The 16,815-nt window shown below is 63.4% G+C and carries 15 protein-coding genes; 6 read left to right on the top strand and 9 right to left on the bottom strand.

From position 1 onward, the window contains the following. Positions 1-8 precede the first annotated feature (8 nt). From MESCI_RS26655 to derI, 5 genes are all read left to right on the top strand, one after another. Positions 9-1,568 (top strand): FGGY-family carbohydrate kinase, encoded by a 1,560-nt coding sequence (locus MESCI_RS26655; protein ID WP_013533071.1) that lies wholly within the window; start codon positions 9-11, stop codon positions 1,566-1,568. Further along, positions 1,565-3,082: a glycerol-3-phosphate dehydrogenase gene (locus MESCI_RS26650; protein ID WP_013533070.1), complete on the top strand. Its 1,518-nt coding sequence runs from the start codon at positions 1,565-1,567 to the stop codon at positions 3,080-3,082. Before MESCI_RS26655 ends, MESCI_RS26650 begins: the two co-directional genes overlap by 4 nt. After that, positions 3,082-4,020: a sugar phosphate isomerase/epimerase family protein gene (locus tag MESCI_RS26645; protein ID WP_013533069.1), complete on the top strand. Its 939-nt coding sequence runs from the start codon at positions 3,082-3,084 to the stop codon at positions 4,018-4,020. Before MESCI_RS26650 ends, MESCI_RS26645 begins: the two co-directional genes overlap by 1 nt. A gap of 57 nt (positions 4,021-4,077) precedes the next feature. Further along, positions 4,078-4,845, top strand: coding sequence for a triose-phosphate isomerase (locus MESCI_RS26640; RefSeq protein ID WP_013533068.1), 768 nt, complete (start codon positions 4,078-4,080; stop codon positions 4,843-4,845). 95 nt (positions 4,846-4,940) lie between these two features. Beyond that, entirely contained in the window at positions 4,941-5,378 is a 438-nt protein-coding gene (gene derI, locus MESCI_RS26635; RefSeq protein WP_013533067.1) for a D-erythrulose-4-phosphate isomerase, read from the top strand. A gap of 23 nt (positions 5,379-5,401) precedes the next feature. Here derI and dhaL read toward each other — a convergent pair whose 3' ends face one another. From dhaL to oiaX, 4 genes are all read right to left on the bottom strand, one after another. Beyond that, positions 5,402-6,043 (bottom strand): dihydroxyacetone kinase subunit DhaL, encoded by a 642-nt coding sequence (dhaL, locus tag MESCI_RS26630; RefSeq protein ID WP_013533066.1) that lies wholly within the window; start codon positions 6,041-6,043, stop codon positions 5,402-5,404. A 26-nt stretch (positions 6,044-6,069) separates the two neighbouring features. Continuing rightward, complete coding sequence (locus MESCI_RS26625; protein ID WP_013533065.1) at positions 6,070-7,077, bottom strand: dihydroxyacetone kinase subunit DhaK; 1,008 nt, start codon at positions 7,075-7,077, stop codon at positions 6,070-6,072. 130 nt (positions 7,078-7,207) lie between these two features. Continuing rightward, on the bottom strand, positions 7,208-8,542 hold the full coding sequence (locus MESCI_RS26620; RefSeq protein WP_013533064.1) for a four-carbon acid sugar kinase family protein: 1,335 nt from the start codon (positions 8,540-8,542) through the stop codon (positions 7,208-7,210). Positions 8,543-8,546: 4 nt separating this feature from the next. After that, on the bottom strand, positions 8,547-9,797 hold the full coding sequence (oiaX, locus tag MESCI_RS26615; protein ID WP_013533063.1) for a 3-oxo-isoapionate-4-phosphate decarboxylase OiaX: 1,251 nt from the start codon (positions 9,795-9,797) through the stop codon (positions 8,547-8,549). Between the two features lie 174 nt (positions 9,798-9,971). Between oiaX and MESCI_RS26610 the strand changes: the two genes are divergently transcribed. Further along, complete coding sequence (locus MESCI_RS26610; protein ID WP_013533062.1) at positions 9,972-10,685, top strand: transcriptional regulator NanR; 714 nt, start codon at positions 9,972-9,974, stop codon at positions 10,683-10,685. Between the two features lie 2 nt (positions 10,686-10,687). Here the strand turns inward: MESCI_RS26610 and apnL are convergent, their stop codons facing one another. From apnL to MESCI_RS26585, 5 genes are read right to left on the bottom strand one after another with little or no spacing between them, the layout of a single operon-like run. Further along, positions 10,688-12,526, bottom strand: coding sequence for a D-apionate lactonase (gene apnL, locus MESCI_RS26605; RefSeq protein ID WP_013533061.1), 1,839 nt, complete (start codon positions 12,524-12,526; stop codon positions 10,688-10,690). Then, the gene (locus tag MESCI_RS26600; protein ID WP_013533060.1) at positions 12,523-13,557 is read right to left on the bottom strand and encodes a Gfo/Idh/MocA family protein; all 1,035 of its coding nucleotides are present in this window, start codon (positions 13,555-13,557) and stop codon (positions 12,523-12,525) included. The genes apnL and MESCI_RS26600 overlap by 4 nt, the downstream gene beginning before the upstream one ends. A gap of 2 nt (positions 13,558-13,559) precedes the next feature. After that, a complete protein-coding gene (locus MESCI_RS26595; protein WP_013533059.1) occupies positions 13,560-14,624 on the bottom strand; it encodes an ABC transporter permease in 1,065 nt (354 codons plus the stop codon). Further along, on the bottom strand, positions 14,617-16,173 hold the full coding sequence (locus MESCI_RS26590) for a sugar ABC transporter ATP-binding protein (RefSeq protein WP_013533058.1): 1,557 nt from the start codon (positions 16,171-16,173) through the stop codon (positions 14,617-14,619). Before MESCI_RS26590 ends, MESCI_RS26595 begins: the two co-directional genes overlap by 8 nt. Then, complete coding sequence (locus MESCI_RS26585) at positions 16,170-16,814, bottom strand: DUF2291 family protein (protein WP_013533057.1); 645 nt, start codon at positions 16,812-16,814, stop codon at positions 16,170-16,172. Before MESCI_RS26585 ends, MESCI_RS26590 begins: the two co-directional genes overlap by 4 nt. Position 16,815: the final 1 nt, after the last annotated feature.

Below are 16,815 nucleotides of genomic sequence, written 5' to 3'. Positions count from 1 at the left end.
TTTGCGGCATGAAAGACCTGCTGATCGGCATCGACGCGGGAACGTCGGTGATCAAATCGATCGCTTTCGATCTGTCCGGGCGGCAGCTCGCCATGACGTCGGTGCCCAATAGCTTCGTCACGCTGGAAGGCGGCGGCGCCGAGCAGGACCTCGACCAGACCTGGCGCGACATGGCGCGGACCGTTCGCGATCTCGCGGCCAAGATTCCCGACCTCGCGCAACGAATCGCGGCGGTGGCCATCACCGGGCAAGGCGACGGAACCTGGCTGATCGATAGCGACGGCATGCCTGTCTCGCGCGCCTGGCTGTGGCTCGATGCCCGCGCCGGACATTTGGTGGACGAGATGCGCGCCGATCCCCGGGATCGCAGGCGGTTCGAACTGACCGGCACGGGGCTGAATTCCTGCCAGCAAGGCGCCCAGCTTGCCTTCATGAAAAAGAACCATCCCGACATGCTGGAGCGGGCGGCCACCGCACTGCATTGCAAGGATTGGCTCTACTTCAAGATGACGGGCGAACGCGCCACCGATCCCTCCGAGGGAACCTTCACCTTCGGCGATTTTCGGTCGCGCACCTATTCCGACGAAGCCCTCGACATCCTGGATCTGACGACGCATCGCCGCCTGTTGCCTCCCATGCTCGAAGGCAGCACCGACCATCATCCGCTATCGCGATCGGCGGCGGCGGAGACCGGCCTGCTCGAAGGCACGCCGGTGGTGCTGGGCTACGTCGACATGGTCATGACGGCGCTCGGAGCCGGCCTCTATGATCCCTCGGGCAATGTCGGCTGCACGGTCATCGGCTCGACCGGCATACACACGCGCTTCGCAGCCACTCCCGACGATGTCGTGCTGAACGCAGATGGCTCCGGCTACACGATCGCCATGCCTATTCCGGGCGCCTTTGCACAATTGCAATCCAACATGGCGGCGACGCTCAACATAGACTGGGTGCTTGGCCTTGCGCGCGACGTGCTCGCCACGGCTGGCGGCAAACCTTCTCATGACGAGTTGCTGAAGGCGCTCGACGCTTGGATGGAAGCATCGGAGCCGGGATCGCTGATCTACCAGCCTTACATATCGCTAGCCGGCGAAAGAGGGCCGTTCGTCGACCCTGACGCACGCGCCGGCTTCATCGGCCTTTCGGTCAAGCATGGCTTTGGCGATCTGGCACGCGGCGTGCTCGAGGGGTTGGCCTTCGCCGCTCGCGATTGCTACCAGGCGATGGGCGCCGTGCCGAGTGAGATCCGCCTGTCGGGCGGCGCAGCGCGCAGTCCGTCTCTACGCCGCATCGTCGCGGCGGCGACAAGGGCGCAGGTGCGCACCAGCAGCCGCCAGGAAGCCGGCGCGGCGGGTGCCGCGATGATGGCCGCGGTCGGGCTCGGCGTCTACGGCTCCATGGAAGACTGCGCCGCCGAATGGGTGACGCCGCTTCTCGGCGACTGCGATGCCTATGACGAGGCGCTTTCGCAAACATACGATGCGCTCTTCCCTTCCTTCGTTGCGGCGCGCCAGGCGCTTCGGCCGGTGTGGAAGGGCATGGCGCACCGCACAGGAGCAAGATCTTGAGCAATACAACAGATGTCGTCGATCTCTTCGTGATCGGCGGCGGCGTCAATGGAGCCGGCATAGCGCGTGATGCTGCAGGTCGTGGCCTGTCCGTCATCCTGTGCGAAAAAGACGATCTCGCGCAAGGCACCAGTTCGCGCTCCGGCAAGCTGGTGCATGGCGGCCTGCGCTACCTCGAATATTATGAATTCAGGCTGGTTCGCGAAGCGCTGATCGAACGCGAGGTGCTGCTCGAGGCGGCGCCGCACATCATCTGGCCGATGCGCTTCGTTCTACCGCATAGCCCGCAGGATAGGCCGGCATGGCTGGTCCGGCTCGGGCTGTTTCTCTACGACCACCTTGGCGGCCGCAAACGGCTGCCTGGGACAAGAACGCTGAACCTGAGGACCTCGCCTGAAGGCGCGCCGATCAAGGACGAATTCAAGCGCGGTTTCGAATATTCCGACTGCTGGGTCGACGATGCGCGCCTGGTGCTGCTCAATGCGCTCGATGCAAGGCAGCGAGGCGCCAGAGTGCTCACGCGCACCGCCTGTGTCGCGGCGCGCCGTGAAGGCGGACTGTGGTCGATCGACATGCAGGATGGCCGCACGGGCGCCGTCACGAAAGTCCGCGCGCGCGCTCTGATCAACGCAGCAGGTCCCTGGGTCAACGACATTGTCAGCCGCGTCGCCGGGCAGAATTCGACGCGCAATGTCCGGCTTGTAAAAGGCAGCCATATCGTCGTGCCCAAATTCTGGGAGGGGCGGCAGGCCTATCTCATCCAGAACAACGACAAGCGGGTGATCTTCGTCAACCCGTACGAGAACGATCTGGCGCTGATCGGCACGACCGACATTCCCTACGAAGGCAGGCCCGAGGAAGTGGTCGCCGAGGCCAGCGAAGTCGACTACCTGATCAGGGTGGTCAATCGCTATTTCAAGCGGCAGCTGACGCCACAGGACGTGGTCTACAGCTTCTCCGGTGTGCGTCCGCTCTATGACGACAATGCCGACAATCCAAGCGCGGTGACGCGCGACTATATTTTCGAACTCGACGCCTCCAACGGCAACGCACCGCTGCTTTCGGTGTTCGGCGGCAAGATCACCACCTTCCGCAAGCTGTCGGAACACGCGCTGGAAAAGATCCAGCCATTCTTTCCGACGATGAAGAAAGCCTGGACGGCCAAAGTTCCCTTGCCGGGGGGCGACCTGCCCAATGCGGACTTCGAGCAGTTTCTGAGCGATCTGCATGTCGAATTTTCATGGCTCAGCCCGTCGTTGGTGAAGCACTACGCTCGAAGCTACGGCACCCGCGCCAGGCAATTGCTCGCCGGCGCGCAAAGCGAGGCTGATCTCGGCCGACGCTTCGGTCCCGATCTGTATGAACGGGAGGCAAAGTTCCTGGTCGAGACCGAATGGGCTGGCACATCAGCCGATATACTGGAACGCCGCACAAAGCATGGCCTGCATATCAATGCGGCCGAGCGGAAAGCATTCGAAGATTGGTTCGGTAACATCATGGCGACGGCGGACTGATGGCCTTCACGCTTTCCCTCAACACCAATCCTCTGGTCAATCGCTTCGCCGATCCAGACGATTTGATCGACGCGATTGCTTATGGCATTGGCATTCGCGACGTGCAGTTGACGCATGAATTCGTCAATCCGGGCTGGCCGGCGGCCACGATTGCCAAATTCCTGCGCCTGTTCAACAGCGCGCTTTCGCGGACCGGTGTCAGGATCACCTCCGGCATGACCGGACCTTATGGCCGGCTCAACCATTTCGGCCACCCGGACGCCGACGTCCGGCGCTACTATGTCGACTGGTTCAAGACCTTCGCCGACATTTCCGCCGAACTCGGCGCGCCAGGCATGGGCACGCAGTTCGCCATCTTCACCTACAAGGACTTTGACGATCCGCAACGGCGGGCAGCACTTCTCGATATCGCGCTCGAATGCTGGCGCGAGGTTGCCGAACACGCCAGGGCGGCGGGGCTGACATACCTGTTCTGGGAGCCGATGTCGGTCGGCCGCGAGTTCGGCCACACGATCGAAAGCTGCGTCACGCTGCAAGGCGCCATCGACGCAGCGAAGCTGCCCATACCGATGAAGATGATGGTCGATATCGACCATGGCGACGTGACCTCACCCAACCCTGCCGACACCGACCCCTACGCCTGGGCGAAAGCGTTTCCATTGCAATCTCCGATCATCCACATCAAGCAGTCTTCCATGAACAAGGGCGGCCATTGGCCGTTTACCGCCGCCTACAACAAGGATGGCCGCATAGTGCCGCAGAAGTTGCTGGACGCGGTTCGGCAGGGTGGTGGAACCGACAATGAAATTTGCCTTGAACTTTCCTTCAGGGAGAGGGAACCAGTCGACCATCAGGTTATCGAGATGATCCGCGAGTCGGTGGATTTCTGGGCGCCTTACGTCGACAGTGGCCGCGACAGTCTCAAGCCTCGGACTTGAGCGAATACGTCGCCCGGAAGCCGGCTTCGGCCGCAAAAGTATCGAAGGAGAAAAACAATGGCCCCATATTGGGTCGGCACGAGCTGGAAGATGAACAAGACGCTTGCCGAGGCGTTGCTGTTCGCCGATGCGTTGGCCGCCTTCGTGCCTGGTTTCGATCAGGCGATACAGCCTTTCGTCATTCCGCCGTTCACCGCCGCGCGCCAGGTCAAGGCGGCACTGGCCAACACCCGCGTGAAGGTAGGTGCCCAGAACATGCATTGGGCCGATGCCGGTGCCTGGACGGGAGAGATTTCGCCAGTGATGTTGAAAGACTGCGGGCTGGATGTAATCGAACTCGGCCATAGCGAGCGCCGCGAGCATTTCGGCGAGACGGATGCGACTGTCGGACTGAAAACGGCGGCTGCTGTCAGGCACGGTTTTGTGCCACTGATCTGCGTCGGCGAGACGCTGGACGAGCGTGAATCAGGCCGCGCCGAGGCGGTGCTGACGGCACAGGTTCTCGGTGCGCTGCAGGAGCTGAGCGGCGATCAACCGAAGGCGGAAATCCTCTTTGCCTACGAGCCTGTCTGGGCGATCGGGGAGAAGGGCATTCCCGCAAGCGCCGACTATGCCGACAAGCAGCAAGCGCTGATCAAGCAGGTAGCCGCTGACCGGCTGCCGGCTGCCCCGCCTGTGCTTTACGGCGGCAGCGTCAACCCCGGCAACGCGGCCGAACTTATCGGCCAGCCGCATATTGATGGCCTGTTCATCGGCCGCTCGGCGTGGCAAGCGGAAGGCTATATCGACATTCTGAAAAAGGCGTCGGCCGCCATCGCGCGCTAACCGCGCGAGCAATTCCGGGAAAGTGTGAAGCGGTTTTCCGTCCGGAATTGCGTCAAATCAAAGAGACAGAGACAAAAGCAAAGGAGTTCATCATCATGAAGATCGCACTCGGAGCCGACAGCGCCGGCAAGCCGCTGCTCGATGTCATCGCCAAGCATCTCGCCACCAAGCCGGAGTTGCAGGTCGTCGACCTCAGCCAGGCCGGCTTCTACGCCGATATCGCCGCCTCGGTCGGCCACGAAATTCTCGACGGCAACTACGACCGGGCCATCCTGTTTTGTGGCACCGGCATCGGCGTCAGCATCTCTGCCAACAAGGTGCCGGGCATTCGCGCCGCGTTGACCCACGATACCTATTCCGCGGAGCGCGCCGCCAAGTCCAACAACGCCCAGATCATCACCATGGGCGCCCGCGTCATCGGTCCCGAACTGGCGAAATCGATCGCCGACGCATGGCTTGCCTCCGAGTTTGATCCGAATGGCCCCTCCGCCACAAACGTGCAGGCCATCGACAAGCTCGACGCCAAGCGCTGAAAGACGCGGCAGTGCGCTGCTGATCAGTCGGTTAGGGCGACCCGCATCGCCTCGATCACGGTCACGGCGGAGGCGGCGCCCGGGTCCATGTGGCCAAGCGAGCGTTCGCCGAGGCGCGATGCCCGGCCCTTGGTGGCGACCATCGACTTGGTCGCTTCCGCGCCTGCCTTTGCAGCCTGGGCGGCGGCCTTGAGACTGGCGGCCAGATCCTTGCCTGAGGCCAGCGCTTCGCCCGCCGCTTGCCCCGCCGGCGCCCATGCATCGATCATCGTCTTTTCGCCAAGCTCTGCCTTGCCGCGATCCTGAATGCCCTTGGCCATGGCCTGGAACAGGGCGACCACATCCGCGTCGTCGAGCGCCGTCTTGCCCTTGACGGCTGCCGCGGCGCGCATGAGCGCGGTCGCATAGAGCGGACCGGAGGAGGCGCCGACCGCATTCAGGAACGACTTTGCCGCCGTGTTCAGCAAGGTGGTCGGATCGGTCGCCGCGGTGTCCAGTCCGGCCACCGCATCGCGCGCAGCGGAAAATCCAAGCTCCATCGCGATGCCGTGGTCGGCGTCACCGATAACCCCGTCAAGCGCGCACAGCCTGTCCCTGTCTGCTGACATGGAGTTTGCGATCGCTGCGAACATCGTGACAAGGCGGGCAGTATCGATTGTCGTCATGTCTTAGTCCTTGCCACAGAGTGGGTTTAGCCGGCGCGAAACATGGCGCAGTCGCAGGGGTGGTCCAGCATCGTCTGCAACTCGCCGTCCAGCCGATGCAGCGTGATCGAGGCCCCGGCCATTTCGAGCGAGGTGCAGTAATTGCCGACCCAGCTTGCGTGGATGGACACACCGATCTCATCGAGCCTCTGCTTCACGCGCCGGTTCATGATGTAGAGTTCCATCAGCGGCGTTGAGCCCAGCGAATTGACGAGCACCGCGACCTTGTCGCCGCGCGCCGGCGCCATCTCGTCGAGGATCCTGTCCAGCATCTCGTTGGTGATCTCATCGGCTGTTTTCAACTTTTCGCGTGCGATGCCGGGCTCGCCGTGGATGCCCATGCCGATCTCCATCTCGTCCGGCCCGATCTCGAAATTCGGCCGGCGGGTCTGCGGCAGCGAACAGGGCGACAGCGCCACGCCCATGGTGAAGGTGTGGTCGTTGGCCTTGCCGGCGATGCGCTCGCATTCGTCGAACGACAACATCCGGTCGCAGGCGGCGCCGGCCGCCTTGAAGATGAAGAAATTGCCGGCGACGCCGCGCCTCTTGTGCCGCTGGTCGCGCGGTGCCGAGGCGACGTCGTCGGTGCTCAGCACCGTGCGCACCTCGATGTCGTCCATCGCCGCCATCTCGGCCGCCATGTCGAAATTCATCACGTCGCCGGCATAATTGCCGTACATGAACAGCACGCCGGCGCCGCCGCTGACCGCCTTGGCGCATTCGAGGATCGGATCTGGAGGCGGCGAGGCAAAGACATTGCCGATGGCCGCAGCGTCAGCCAAGCCCTTGCCGACGAAGCCGAGAAAGCTCGGCTCGTGGCCCGAGCCGCCGCCGATGACCAGGCCCACCTTGCCCTGGCGCGGCCCGTCGCGGGCGACGATGGAGCGTGGACTGCCGTCCACGCTTTTGAGATGGCGGGGATGCGCTGCCAGGATGCCTTCCAGCATCTCGTCGACGGCGCGGTTGCCATCGTTGATGATCTTCTTGGTCTGCACCCGGCATCCTCCCGATTTCGGTATTTTCGCAGATAATACCGGGTGTTACCGGGATTTCCACCCGGCAAGGCGTATTTCGCGCGCTGAGATGTTCCCACCGGCCAACACCTGGACGCAGGCGCTGGCTGTTTCAACCGCCGAGGCCGTCGCGGATGGCTGAGAAATAGCGATCGGTCCCGACCTGGCCGCCCTTGAGCGCGACCTCCAGTCCGTCGATCGCCTTGACGCGCGAATGGGCAACGCAAAGCGGGGAACCCGGCGAAGCGGGCAGCGGCATGCGAATTGTCAGGGCATCGACGCCCATCTCGCCGAGTGCGTGGCTCGACGTGTCGCCGCCTGCAATGACCACGCGACGCAGGCTCTGTTCCACCGTCAGGTTGCGAAGGATTTCTCCGAGGCCGCGGCCAAGCCTGTGGCGGGCGCCTTCCTCCCGGTCGATTTCGGCGCCCCTGTCGGCAGTGGGGCCAAGCGCGGTGTAGAGGATGACGCTGCGCCCGGCTTGCAGACTGGCACGGCCGCTTGCCGTTGCGCGCGTGATCGCCTGCTGCGAGGCCTCCGAAACCAGTTCGACCGGATCGACCTCGATGCCGTCGAAACCGTCGGTCAGGGCATGCCGGATCTGTCGTTCGGTGGTCGGCGAGCAACTGCCCGACACGACGGCTATCCGCTCGGCTGCGCCCGGTAGCGTGAAGCCATGTCCGGCGCTGACGATGCCATTCGACGCCCATTCGGCCAGCAATGCATACTCGATCCCGGATGAGCCGACGACAAAAGAACCGCCGGGCTTGCGAACGCGCCATAGCTCCTTGCCGGCAAGGGCCTGCGTTTCCAGATTGTCGACATCGACAAGCACGATGGGGGTGCCGTTTCCGGTCAGGCGATCGAACGCCGCCGACCGCGATGCCGACTGCAGCGTCGCAAGATCGACCAGCCCGGAGCTCAGCGCCGTCTGCCGCGACAGATGGATCAGCAGATCGGACTCATCCATTGGCGTCGTCGGGTGACGGCTCATCACCGGGTGGCGATCAATGCGGAAATATTGGTCGCGATAGGCCGCGAACAGATGGCCGAAAGCGGTATAGCGCTTGAGCTGCGGCGCGCCGACCAGCAGTGGCACGCTATCCTGCGCGAACACCGAGCGGCCGACCTCGATGGCTCGGCCGATGCTGCCGATCGTCGGGCTGGAATCGAAGGTCGAGCAGACCTTGTAGTGGCAAATCTCGGCGTTAAGCGTCTTCAGCCAGGCGAAGGCATCGCGCAGATGCGTGTCCATCCATTGCGGCGTCTCACTGCGGCTGGTGCCGGCCAGCCCTATCGCCCGGCAACGGCCAAACCGGGACAGCAGGGCCGCGTCCGGCTGGCGCATGAACAGCACGGTCGGCACGCCACCGAGCTCGAGCGCCTCCATGACATCGGTCGAGCCGGTCAGGTCGTCGCCATAATAGCTGAGAAGCAGGTCCTGCATCGTCTCAGGCTGCCTTGCCGTCGCCGAATTTTTCGATCGACCGCGCCAGTTCGGGATGGTTCAAGGCGAAGTCGGCCAGCGGAATGCCGTCGACCGCCGCTTGCCAGGCTTGCTGCACGGCACGTACGCCGGCGCCCGGTCCGTCCGGATGGCTGACGATGCCGCCGCCGCAGAGATAGAGAAGATCCACGGTCCGGCCGGTCCGTGCATATGTCTCGGGCGCCTGACCGCCCCACTGGCCGGAACCTGCCACCGGTAATGCGCAGTCCCCAGGCGAAAAGATCGGCGTCGTCACCGCCTTGAAGGATTCGACGAAAGAGTCATCCGGCTCCCAGTATTTCGAGGCGATGCCGTTGATCTGGAACTGGTCGACGCCGAGCAGTCGCCAGAATTGCTGCCAGACCTTGAAGTCCATGCCGAGGCCGGGGTGACGGGTGAGGATGTCCCAGCCGTTGCGATGAGCATGCAGCACCAGGCCGGAGCGTTTTCTCAGGAATGCCATGCCGCCAAAGCCGATCGAATTGATGTTGATAACAGCACAATTGCCGCCGGCCTTCGCCACCAGATCGTGGTTGCGCATCATCTCGTCCGGATCGGCGTGCGAAATGCCGAAGGCATACATGACCTTCTTGCCGGTCTTCTGCTCGTGATCGAGGATCAGCGGCATGATTGCCTTCACCCGTTCCGACAGGGGCGAATAGGCCGGGCTCATCAGCTTCTCGTCATCCTTGATGAAGTCGACGCCGGCGGCGATCAGTTCCGCCACCATTGCCGCCGTCTCGTGCGGCCGCAATCCTAGCGCCGGCTTGACGATCGTGCCGATGATCGGGCGGTCAGTCACATTGGTCAGCCGGCGGCTGCCGGCGACACCGAACTGTGGGCCGGGATGTGCCCCGCGATACTCCTCCGGCAATTTCATGTCGACGACGCGAATCCCGGTAAGGCCCTTGATCGAATAGGTGCCGCCGATGGCAATCGTCATCAGCGCCGAAAGGTCGGTGCCGATGGCATCGAACGGAAAGGCGATGTCGACATCGGCGCGCCTGAACGGCCCCTTACCGTCATTTGGAAGCGACGGCCGCTCGGCATCGGGCAGAGGCCGAATCGCCAGCACACGTGCCGCCACCCGGGCCTTCAGTTCCTCGGTCTCGCCGGGCAGCGCTACGAAGGTGCCGGTCGACTGATCGCTGGCGATCTTGGCCGCCAGCGCTTCGATGCTTCCAGGCGTTTCGATGCGGTAGGTGAGGGTGATCATGGTCCGCTGTCTCAAGCCGAGGCGTTCGAAAAAGGTTCACTGGTGTTTCAAATCTGGTATAATGAGTACATAAGTATTGCAAGTCATATCCGGCAGCGGGATCGACAGACGGCAATTCCGGGAATTGTGGCGGCAGTGTTAGATAGGGCCGGGTCAAGGGAGTGATTCGCGGCGATGAACCGTTCGGAACCGATTGTCCGGCGCAAGCTTTCCGATGAGGTCTTCTTGCGGCTGAAGCGGCTGATCACCAGCGGCGAGCTGATGCCAGGCGACGACATGCCCTCGGAGCGCGAGCTGATGGAGCGCTTCGAGGTCGGCCGCCCCGCGATCCGCGAGGCGATGCAGGCGCTGAGCAATATGGGGCTGGTTGCGATCTCGCATGGCGAACGCGCCAAGGTGCTGCAACTCACCGCCAAGTCGATCATCAAGCAGGTCGACGGCGCCGCCAAGATCATCCTGTCGTCATCGAAAGACACGCTGGAGCACCTGAAGACCGCGCGCATCTTCTTCGAGCGTGGTATGGTCAGGGAAGCCGCCGAAAAGGCCACCGCCGAGGATGTGCTGCGGCTGCGGGCCACCGTTGCCGAACAGCGCGGCTTTCGCGGCGCTTCCGAAGCCTTCATCTCCGCCGACATGAAGTTCCATACACAGATCGCCGCGATCTCCGGCAACCCGATCTATGTCGCCGTCAGCGAGGCGATGCTCGGCTGGCTGAAGGAATACCACACCGAAATGCTGATCTGGACCGGCAAGGAAAAGTTCACGCTCACCGAGCACGAAGAGATCATAGGCCGCATTGAACTGAAGGATGCAGACGGCGCCGAGAAGGCGATGATCAAGCATCTAGAACGCTCGCGCGCGCTCTATGTGATGAACTCCGAAAAATAACGTCAGTCGATCCGGAGGATCTCGTAAGGCGTCATCACGAGATGGCCTCGGCCAAAAGCTGAAATGTCGACCTGCACGTCGTCCGCCGTCAGGTTCGCCAGCCACACGACAGTGTCGCCCGAGGCCGAGCGTCCAGCCAGCGCCAGCACCTTGGTCTCATCGCTCGTCCCTGCCGCCACATGCGCAAGGCCGGCCAGTTCGCAAAGCCCCTTGATGGCTCTGAAGAGCGGCCGGGGCGATCCTTCCGCGACGGGTTCTCCGGATGACGCCAGCACGCCGAACGGTCCGGTGAAGCTGGAGAGCGTGAGCTGTTCCAGCCCAGCGGCTGCGACGCGCGCGGCATAGCCGATCGTCCAAGCCGCCGCGAACTGGCCGGCATGGCGCGGATCGCTGTCGGCCATGGCAATGCGCTGTCCCCCGGGATTGGGTTTGGTCGCTCCGCCATAAGGGTTCTGCCGCATGGCAATCGTCGATGGTCCGATCCGGTAGGGTTTTGCCCCGAAGATCGCCCGTGCCGATTGGGTGATGAAAGGCAGCGCCTCCAGCGACTGCATGATGCTGAGATCGTCGGCGGCATGCACGATCGGGCAAGTGCAGTGGGTGACGAAATCGAGCTGGTCTGCCGGCACGCGCTTGCGGTTGAGCTCGGTGAAATAGCTGAACATGCCGCCGCCGAGGCGGATATAGGGGAATGCCCGCCGCGCTGCCGCATAAACGTCGTCGAGCGGCGGGCATTCCGGCCACGCGCTGCCCGGCGGCGTCGACTGCCGATCGACCGACGGCGACACGGCAATGGCCGAGAGTTTCAGCCCGGCCCGGCGAACCAGGTCGGCGACGCCGGACAGCTCGGCGTCAAGATCGCCAGCGCAGGCAACTATGCATTCGAGGGTTGTTTCGGCTGCGTAGGCAGTTGCGAGCCGGGCGAAAGCGCGCAAGGCATCGAGGCCGTGGCCGCGCGTCGGATCGTAGTGAAACAGCAGCTGTTGTGGGCCGAGTGCCGCCAGCGTGGAGAGGTTCGCCAGCGCCGTCTCGACATCCTCGGGATAGATGATCACGCCGACATCGGGCAGCCTTGCTCCCGCCTCGCCGAGTTCGACCCTGACCGGTTCGCTGGCCACTGCGGCAGCCGGCGCTTTGCCTTCACCTGCGATGCGCAGGTTGATCGTCTGGCTCAGGGGCTGGCCGGCAGGCAGCACATACGGCCACGGCAGCACCAGCGGCCGCACATAGGTCTTGTAGGAGGCGTCCGACCAGTTGCGCTGGTCCTCCATTTCGAAAGTATCGCCTTCCATCCGGCACTCAGCGGTGACACCAGGCCGAACCTGATGGGAGATGGCGCGGATATCCTTGAAAGGCTGCCAGGGGTCGATCAGCTGGGGAAGTTTCGTCGCCACCACGCTGCCGTCTGTGTGCTCGACCATGACCGGGCTACCGGCGAGGTCGGCGATCGGGTGCAGGATACAGAAGCCGCAGCGGTTGGTTTCGAAATCGTTTTCGGGAAGGGCGCTGACGTCGAAGACCAGACGGCCGTCGGCAGAGCCTTTGATGGTGGCGCGGAAGCCGAGCCGGTTTCCATCGGGGGCCAGGCAGCTTGCCGAATAGCTGACCGAAAAAGCGTCGGCACCCTGCTCGATCACCAGGTCCGTCAAATTTGGCTCATAGGTGCCCCAGTCGCGGTCACGCACGATATAGGCGATGGCGCGCAGCACTTCGGTGCCGCCATGGCGGATGGTGCGCAGATTGCCGTTGACGAAGTCGGCGCTGAGCGAGCCTGCGCTGAGCCTGACCGGCTCGGCCTCGACCACGCGCGTGCCGTAAAGGAGGAAGGTATCGGCGGTCATTTCAGCGAGGCGTCGAGTTGCACCGGTTGCCGGCTCGCGGCCCCAGCATAGGCGGCCTCGACCAGCGCGAACGTCTTGAGATTGTCCGCGCCCGAGGTCGCCGGTTGTACGCCCTTTGCCAGGCAGTCGACCCAGTGCTGCTGGATGGCGACGACGCTTTCCTGGATGTTGTGCCAGGGCCGCGACGCCCAGGCCAGCAGCGGCGGCGAGACGTCGGTGACGGCCGTGCCGCTCTTGCCGGTGACGGTCAGCCGGTATCCCTGCGCCAGCCGGATCGTGCCGTCGCTGCCATCGATCTCGATCAGCGTTTCGGGAAACGGCTCGGTGGCGAGCTTCGTCGCGTAGCTGCAGTCGACCACGGAGGTTGCGCCGCTCTTGTGGTCCATCAGCATGGTCGCCACATCCTCGCCGGCAATGGCGGGATTGATGCGGGCGATTCGTGTCGTGATGGTCGAGACGTCGCCGAGCAGGAAACGGGCGATATCGAGGATATGGATACCGAGGTCCTCGATGATGAAGCGCTTTCCCGTTGCCAGATAGGGCTGACCGGAAAACACGTCATAGGCCGAGCGGAAGGAGATACGCCCGAAGAAGGGCGTGCCGATCTCGCCGCTATCGAGCACGGTCCGCACCGCCTGGATAGGTGACTGCCAGCGAAAATTCTCATGCACCATCAGCGGAACGCCGGCTTCCGCGCATGCCTTGACCATCGCCTTTGCGTCGGCAAGCGTCGGCGCGAACGGCTTTTGGCAGATCACCGGAACGCGGTGGGCGGCCGCCATTTCGACAAGCGGACGATGGCTGGGCGCGGTGGTGGCGATATCGACGAAGTCCAGGCTTTCGCCGGCAAATAGTTCCGCCGCATCGGTATAGCGCTTCGCAATGCCGAACTGGTCACCGACGATCCGCAACCGTTCCGGGTCACGGTCGCAGATGGCGATGATCGAGGCACCCGCTATGTCGCGCCAGGCATGCATCTGGTTGACGGCAAAGAAGCCGCAGCCGATCAGCGCTCCCCGCAGTTCCGCCATGCTCAGCCTGCCTTTGCCATCTGCATCAAGGTGACACGTTGCTGAAGCCGGCGCTGTGCCTGGTCGACGACGACAGCGACGATGATGACGAGGCCCTTGATCACCATCTGCCAGAACGAACTCACGCCCATCATCACCAACCCGTCCGAAAGAATGCCGATGACGAAGGCGCCCACGATGGTGCCGCCGATCGTACCGCGGCCGCCCGACATCGAAGTGCCGCCAAGCACCGCCGCCGCAATGGCGTTGAGCTCGAAGCTTTCGCCCGTCGCCGGATGCGAGGCCATCAACTCGGACGAGATGATCAGGCCGACGATCGCCGCGCAGAAACCGGAGAACATATAGACGAACATCTTGACCATGTTGACCCGGACGCCCGAAATCCGCGACGCCCGTTCATTGCCGCCGACGGCGAAGATATGGCGACCGAGTGGCGTGTACTTGGCGAGATAGGCGGCTCCCAATGCAACGACGATGAGGATCCAGATCGCCACCGGCAGGCCAAGCAGCCGACCGGCCCCGAGGAAGCCGAAGCCGGTGGTGCCAAGCTCCGGCTTGCCGACGAGGTTGGGAAAGGTGCGGCCATCCGACGACAGCAGCGCCAGGCCGCGCGCGACATAGAGCACGCCGAGCGTGGCGATGAACGGCGCGACGTTTAGCCTGGTGATCAGCAAGCCGTTGACGGCGCCGATCAATATGCCGACGGCAAGCGTGATCAGCGCGATCTCAAAGACGTTGAAATAGATGGTGTAGCCGATCTGCAGGTCGATGCCGTTGAGCACGAGATACCCGGCCACCATACCGCACAGGCCGACGATCGAACCGACCGAAAGGTCGATGCCGCCGGTGATAATGACGAAGGTCATGCCCATCGCCAGGAACGCATTCAGCGCCACGTGCTTCGACATCAGGATCAGATTGGCGGTCGACAGGAAATTCGGCGCCGCGATCGAGAAGAAGATCAGCACGGCGATCAGCGCAATGAAGGTCCTGAGCTTCATAACTGTCAGCAGCACCGAGCCGCTGGAAGCGGAGGGAGCGGCCGCTTTGGCTGGGATGTCAGGCATGGGCGGTGCTCTCCGTATGTGGGGCTGGTCCGTGGCCAAGCGCCGATGCGGCGACGAGTGCCGCCTCCGTCGCCTCAGTGCGGTCGAACATGCCGGTCAGTTTTCCATTGCTCATCACTGCGATGCGGTCCGACAGCGCCATCACCTCATCGAGATCGGAGGTGGCGAACAAAATCCCCAAACCGTCGCGGGACAGTTTGCGCATCGTGCGGAAGACGTCGGCCTTGGCGCCGACATCGATGCCTCGGCTGGGCTCGTCCATCAACAGCACCTTGGGCCCGGTGAGCAGCGCCTTGCCGATCACCACCTTCTGCTGGTTGCCGCCCGACAGCGACGACACCTCTTGCGCCGGGTCGGCGACCCTGATCGCCAACTCCCGCACCACCTGCGTCACCGCCTGCCTTTCGTCGGCGCCACGGATGTGGAACAGGCGGGCAAAGCGCGACAGGCTGGCCAGCGTCAAATTGCTGGCGACCGAAAGGATCGAGACAAGCCCTTCGCGCTGGCGATCCTCGGGGATTAGCGCTAGCCCGCGCCGGATGCGCCGCGTCGTATCGCGCTCCTTGACCTTTCTACCGCCAATGAAGATGTCGCCGGTCGAATGGCCGTGGCGGCCCATGATGCAGTCGAACAGTTCGCTGCGCCCGGCGCCCATCAAGCCGTATATGCCGAGGATCTCGCCGGCACGCAGCGACAACGAGACATGGTCGACGGCAAGTCCGCCGGTGGCACGAGGCAGGCAGATCTCCTCGGCACGAAAAATCTCTTCGCCCGGAAGATGGCCGTCGGCCTTGGCGAAGTCCTTGGCGTCGGAGCCGATCATCTGGCGAACGATCCACTGCGTGTCGACGTTCTTCATCTCTTCCTGGCCGGTGATGCGGCCGTCACGCAGCACGGTGATGTAGTCGCCGATGCGGATCAGCTCTTCGAGCCGGTGCGAAATGTAGACGATGGCCACGCCGCGCGCCTTGAGGTCGGCGATCACCTTGAACAGGATCTCGACTTCCGCTGCACTCAGCGCCGAGGTCGGCTCGTCCATGATCAGGATGCGTGCATCGAGCGAAACCGCCTTGGCGATCTCGACCAGCTGCTGCTGGCCGATGCGCAGATCCTCGACCAACATGTCGGGCCGGATGCCGGCCTGTAGGCGTTCCAGAAATTCCGCAGCGCGGTTTTCCTGTTGCGCGTGGTCGATTTTGCCGAAGCGGTTGGTGATTTCCCGGGTGGCGAAAATATTCTCGGCGACGCTCATATTGCCGAACAGGTTCAGCTCCTGGAACACCATGCCGATGCCACGGTTCACCGCATCACCGGATGACGAGAAGGAAACCTCTTCGCCTTCCAGCAGGATGCGGCCGGCGGTCGGCCGTTCGACGCCGGCGATGATCTTCATCAGCGTCGACTTGCCGGCGCCGTTTTCGCCGACCAGCACGTTGACCGCGCCCTTGCGCACCTCGAAATTGGCGCGCTTGACCGCAACGGTGCCGGAATAGACCTTGGAGACGTCCTCGAGCTTCAGGATGATTTCGCGCTCCGCGATCGCGCTCATGGCTTCGGTCCGATCTCTGCCTCCGCCGGCGTCACCAGCGGCAGGTCCTGGCCGCTCCCCAGCGTATAGGCGCCGAGCACCTTGGCGCTGCGGCCTTCCAGCGCCTCGCGCGGCAGCTTGGACAGCACCGTCTTGTCGGCATAAGCGTTGAACGCCTTGCCGAACTGGGCGAAGTCGATCTGGTTGGTGAAGTCGTTGAACTGGATGAAGTCCAGGCTGTCGCGCAGCGCGGTACCGCGCACCGCCGGTCCGATCTGCACCCGTGCATCGGCTTTGCCGTCGCCGTCGACATCGACGTCGACCGTTGCCGCACGCGACTGTGTGTTGGCCGCGATAATCTTGCCTTCCAGCCGAACCGCGAAAGTCCAAGGCGAATTCGCCTGCTTGTTCGGATTGCCGTATTTGGCGCCGGCAGCCGCTGGGTCGGTTGTCGCCAGGGTGTGAACCTGCGCAAACGCTCCGGCTTTCTGCTGGAGATAGGGCACGACCTTTGCCGCCCATATCTCTTCGACCATCTGGTCTGGATTGAAGGTGGCAGCGTTGTTGCCGTCGTCCGATTTCGTCGGCAGGATCTTGCAGCCGGTCAGGCTGATGCCGACCATCACAGTAAGGATCGGCCAGTTCGGCTTGGTGTTCAGCATG

It is taken from the genome of Mesorhizobium ciceri biovar biserrulae WSM1271, from assembly GCF_000185905.1.
GTDB lineage: Bacteria > Pseudomonadota > Alphaproteobacteria > Rhizobiales > Rhizobiaceae > Mesorhizobium > Mesorhizobium ciceri.
Note: the sequence above shows the minus strand (reverse complement) of the source record. Positions and strands in the feature narration are given on the sequence as shown.

Coding starts and splice junctions, on each gene's coding strand:
- dhaL (WP_013533066.1), bottom strand. CDS start 6,043: ATGACGACAATCGATACTGCCCGCCTTGTCACGATGTTCGCAGCGATC.
- MESCI_RS26645 (WP_013533069.1), top strand. CDS start 3,082: ATGGCCTTCACGCTTTCCCTCAACACCAATCCTCTGGTCAATCGCTTC.
- apnL (WP_013533061.1), bottom strand. CDS start 12,526: ATGACCGCCGATACCTTCCTCCTTTACGGCACGCGCGTGGTCGAGGCC.
- MESCI_RS26655 (WP_013533071.1), top strand. CDS start 9: ATGAAAGACCTGCTGATCGGCATCGACGCGGGAACGTCGGTGATCAAA.
- derI (WP_013533067.1), top strand. CDS start 4,941: ATGAAGATCGCACTCGGAGCCGACAGCGCCGGCAAGCCGCTGCTCGAT.
- MESCI_RS26600 (WP_013533060.1), bottom strand. CDS start 13,557: ATGGCGGAACTGCGGGGAGCGCTGATCGGCTGCGGCTTCTTTGCCGTC.
- MESCI_RS26620 (WP_013533064.1), bottom strand. CDS start 8,542: ATGCAGGACCTGCTTCTCAGCTATTATGGCGACGACCTGACCGGCTCG.
- MESCI_RS26610 (WP_013533062.1), top strand. CDS start 9,972: ATGAACCGTTCGGAACCGATTGTCCGGCGCAAGCTTTCCGATGAGGTC.
- MESCI_RS26640 (WP_013533068.1), top strand. CDS start 4,078: ATGGCCCCATATTGGGTCGGCACGAGCTGGAAGATGAACAAGACGCTT.
- MESCI_RS26595 (WP_013533059.1), bottom strand. CDS start 14,624: ATGCCTGACATCCCAGCCAAAGCGGCCGCTCCCTCCGCTTCCAGCGGC.
- MESCI_RS26585 (WP_013533057.1), bottom strand. CDS start 16,814: ATGCTGAACACCAAGCCGAACTGGCCGATCCTTACTGTGATGGTCGGC.
- MESCI_RS26590 (WP_013533058.1), bottom strand. CDS start 16,173: ATGAGCGCGATCGCGGAGCGCGAAATCATCCTGAAGCTCGAGGACGTC.
- oiaX (WP_013533063.1), bottom strand. CDS start 9,797: ATGATCACCCTCACCTACCGCATCGAAACGCCTGGAAGCATCGAAGCG.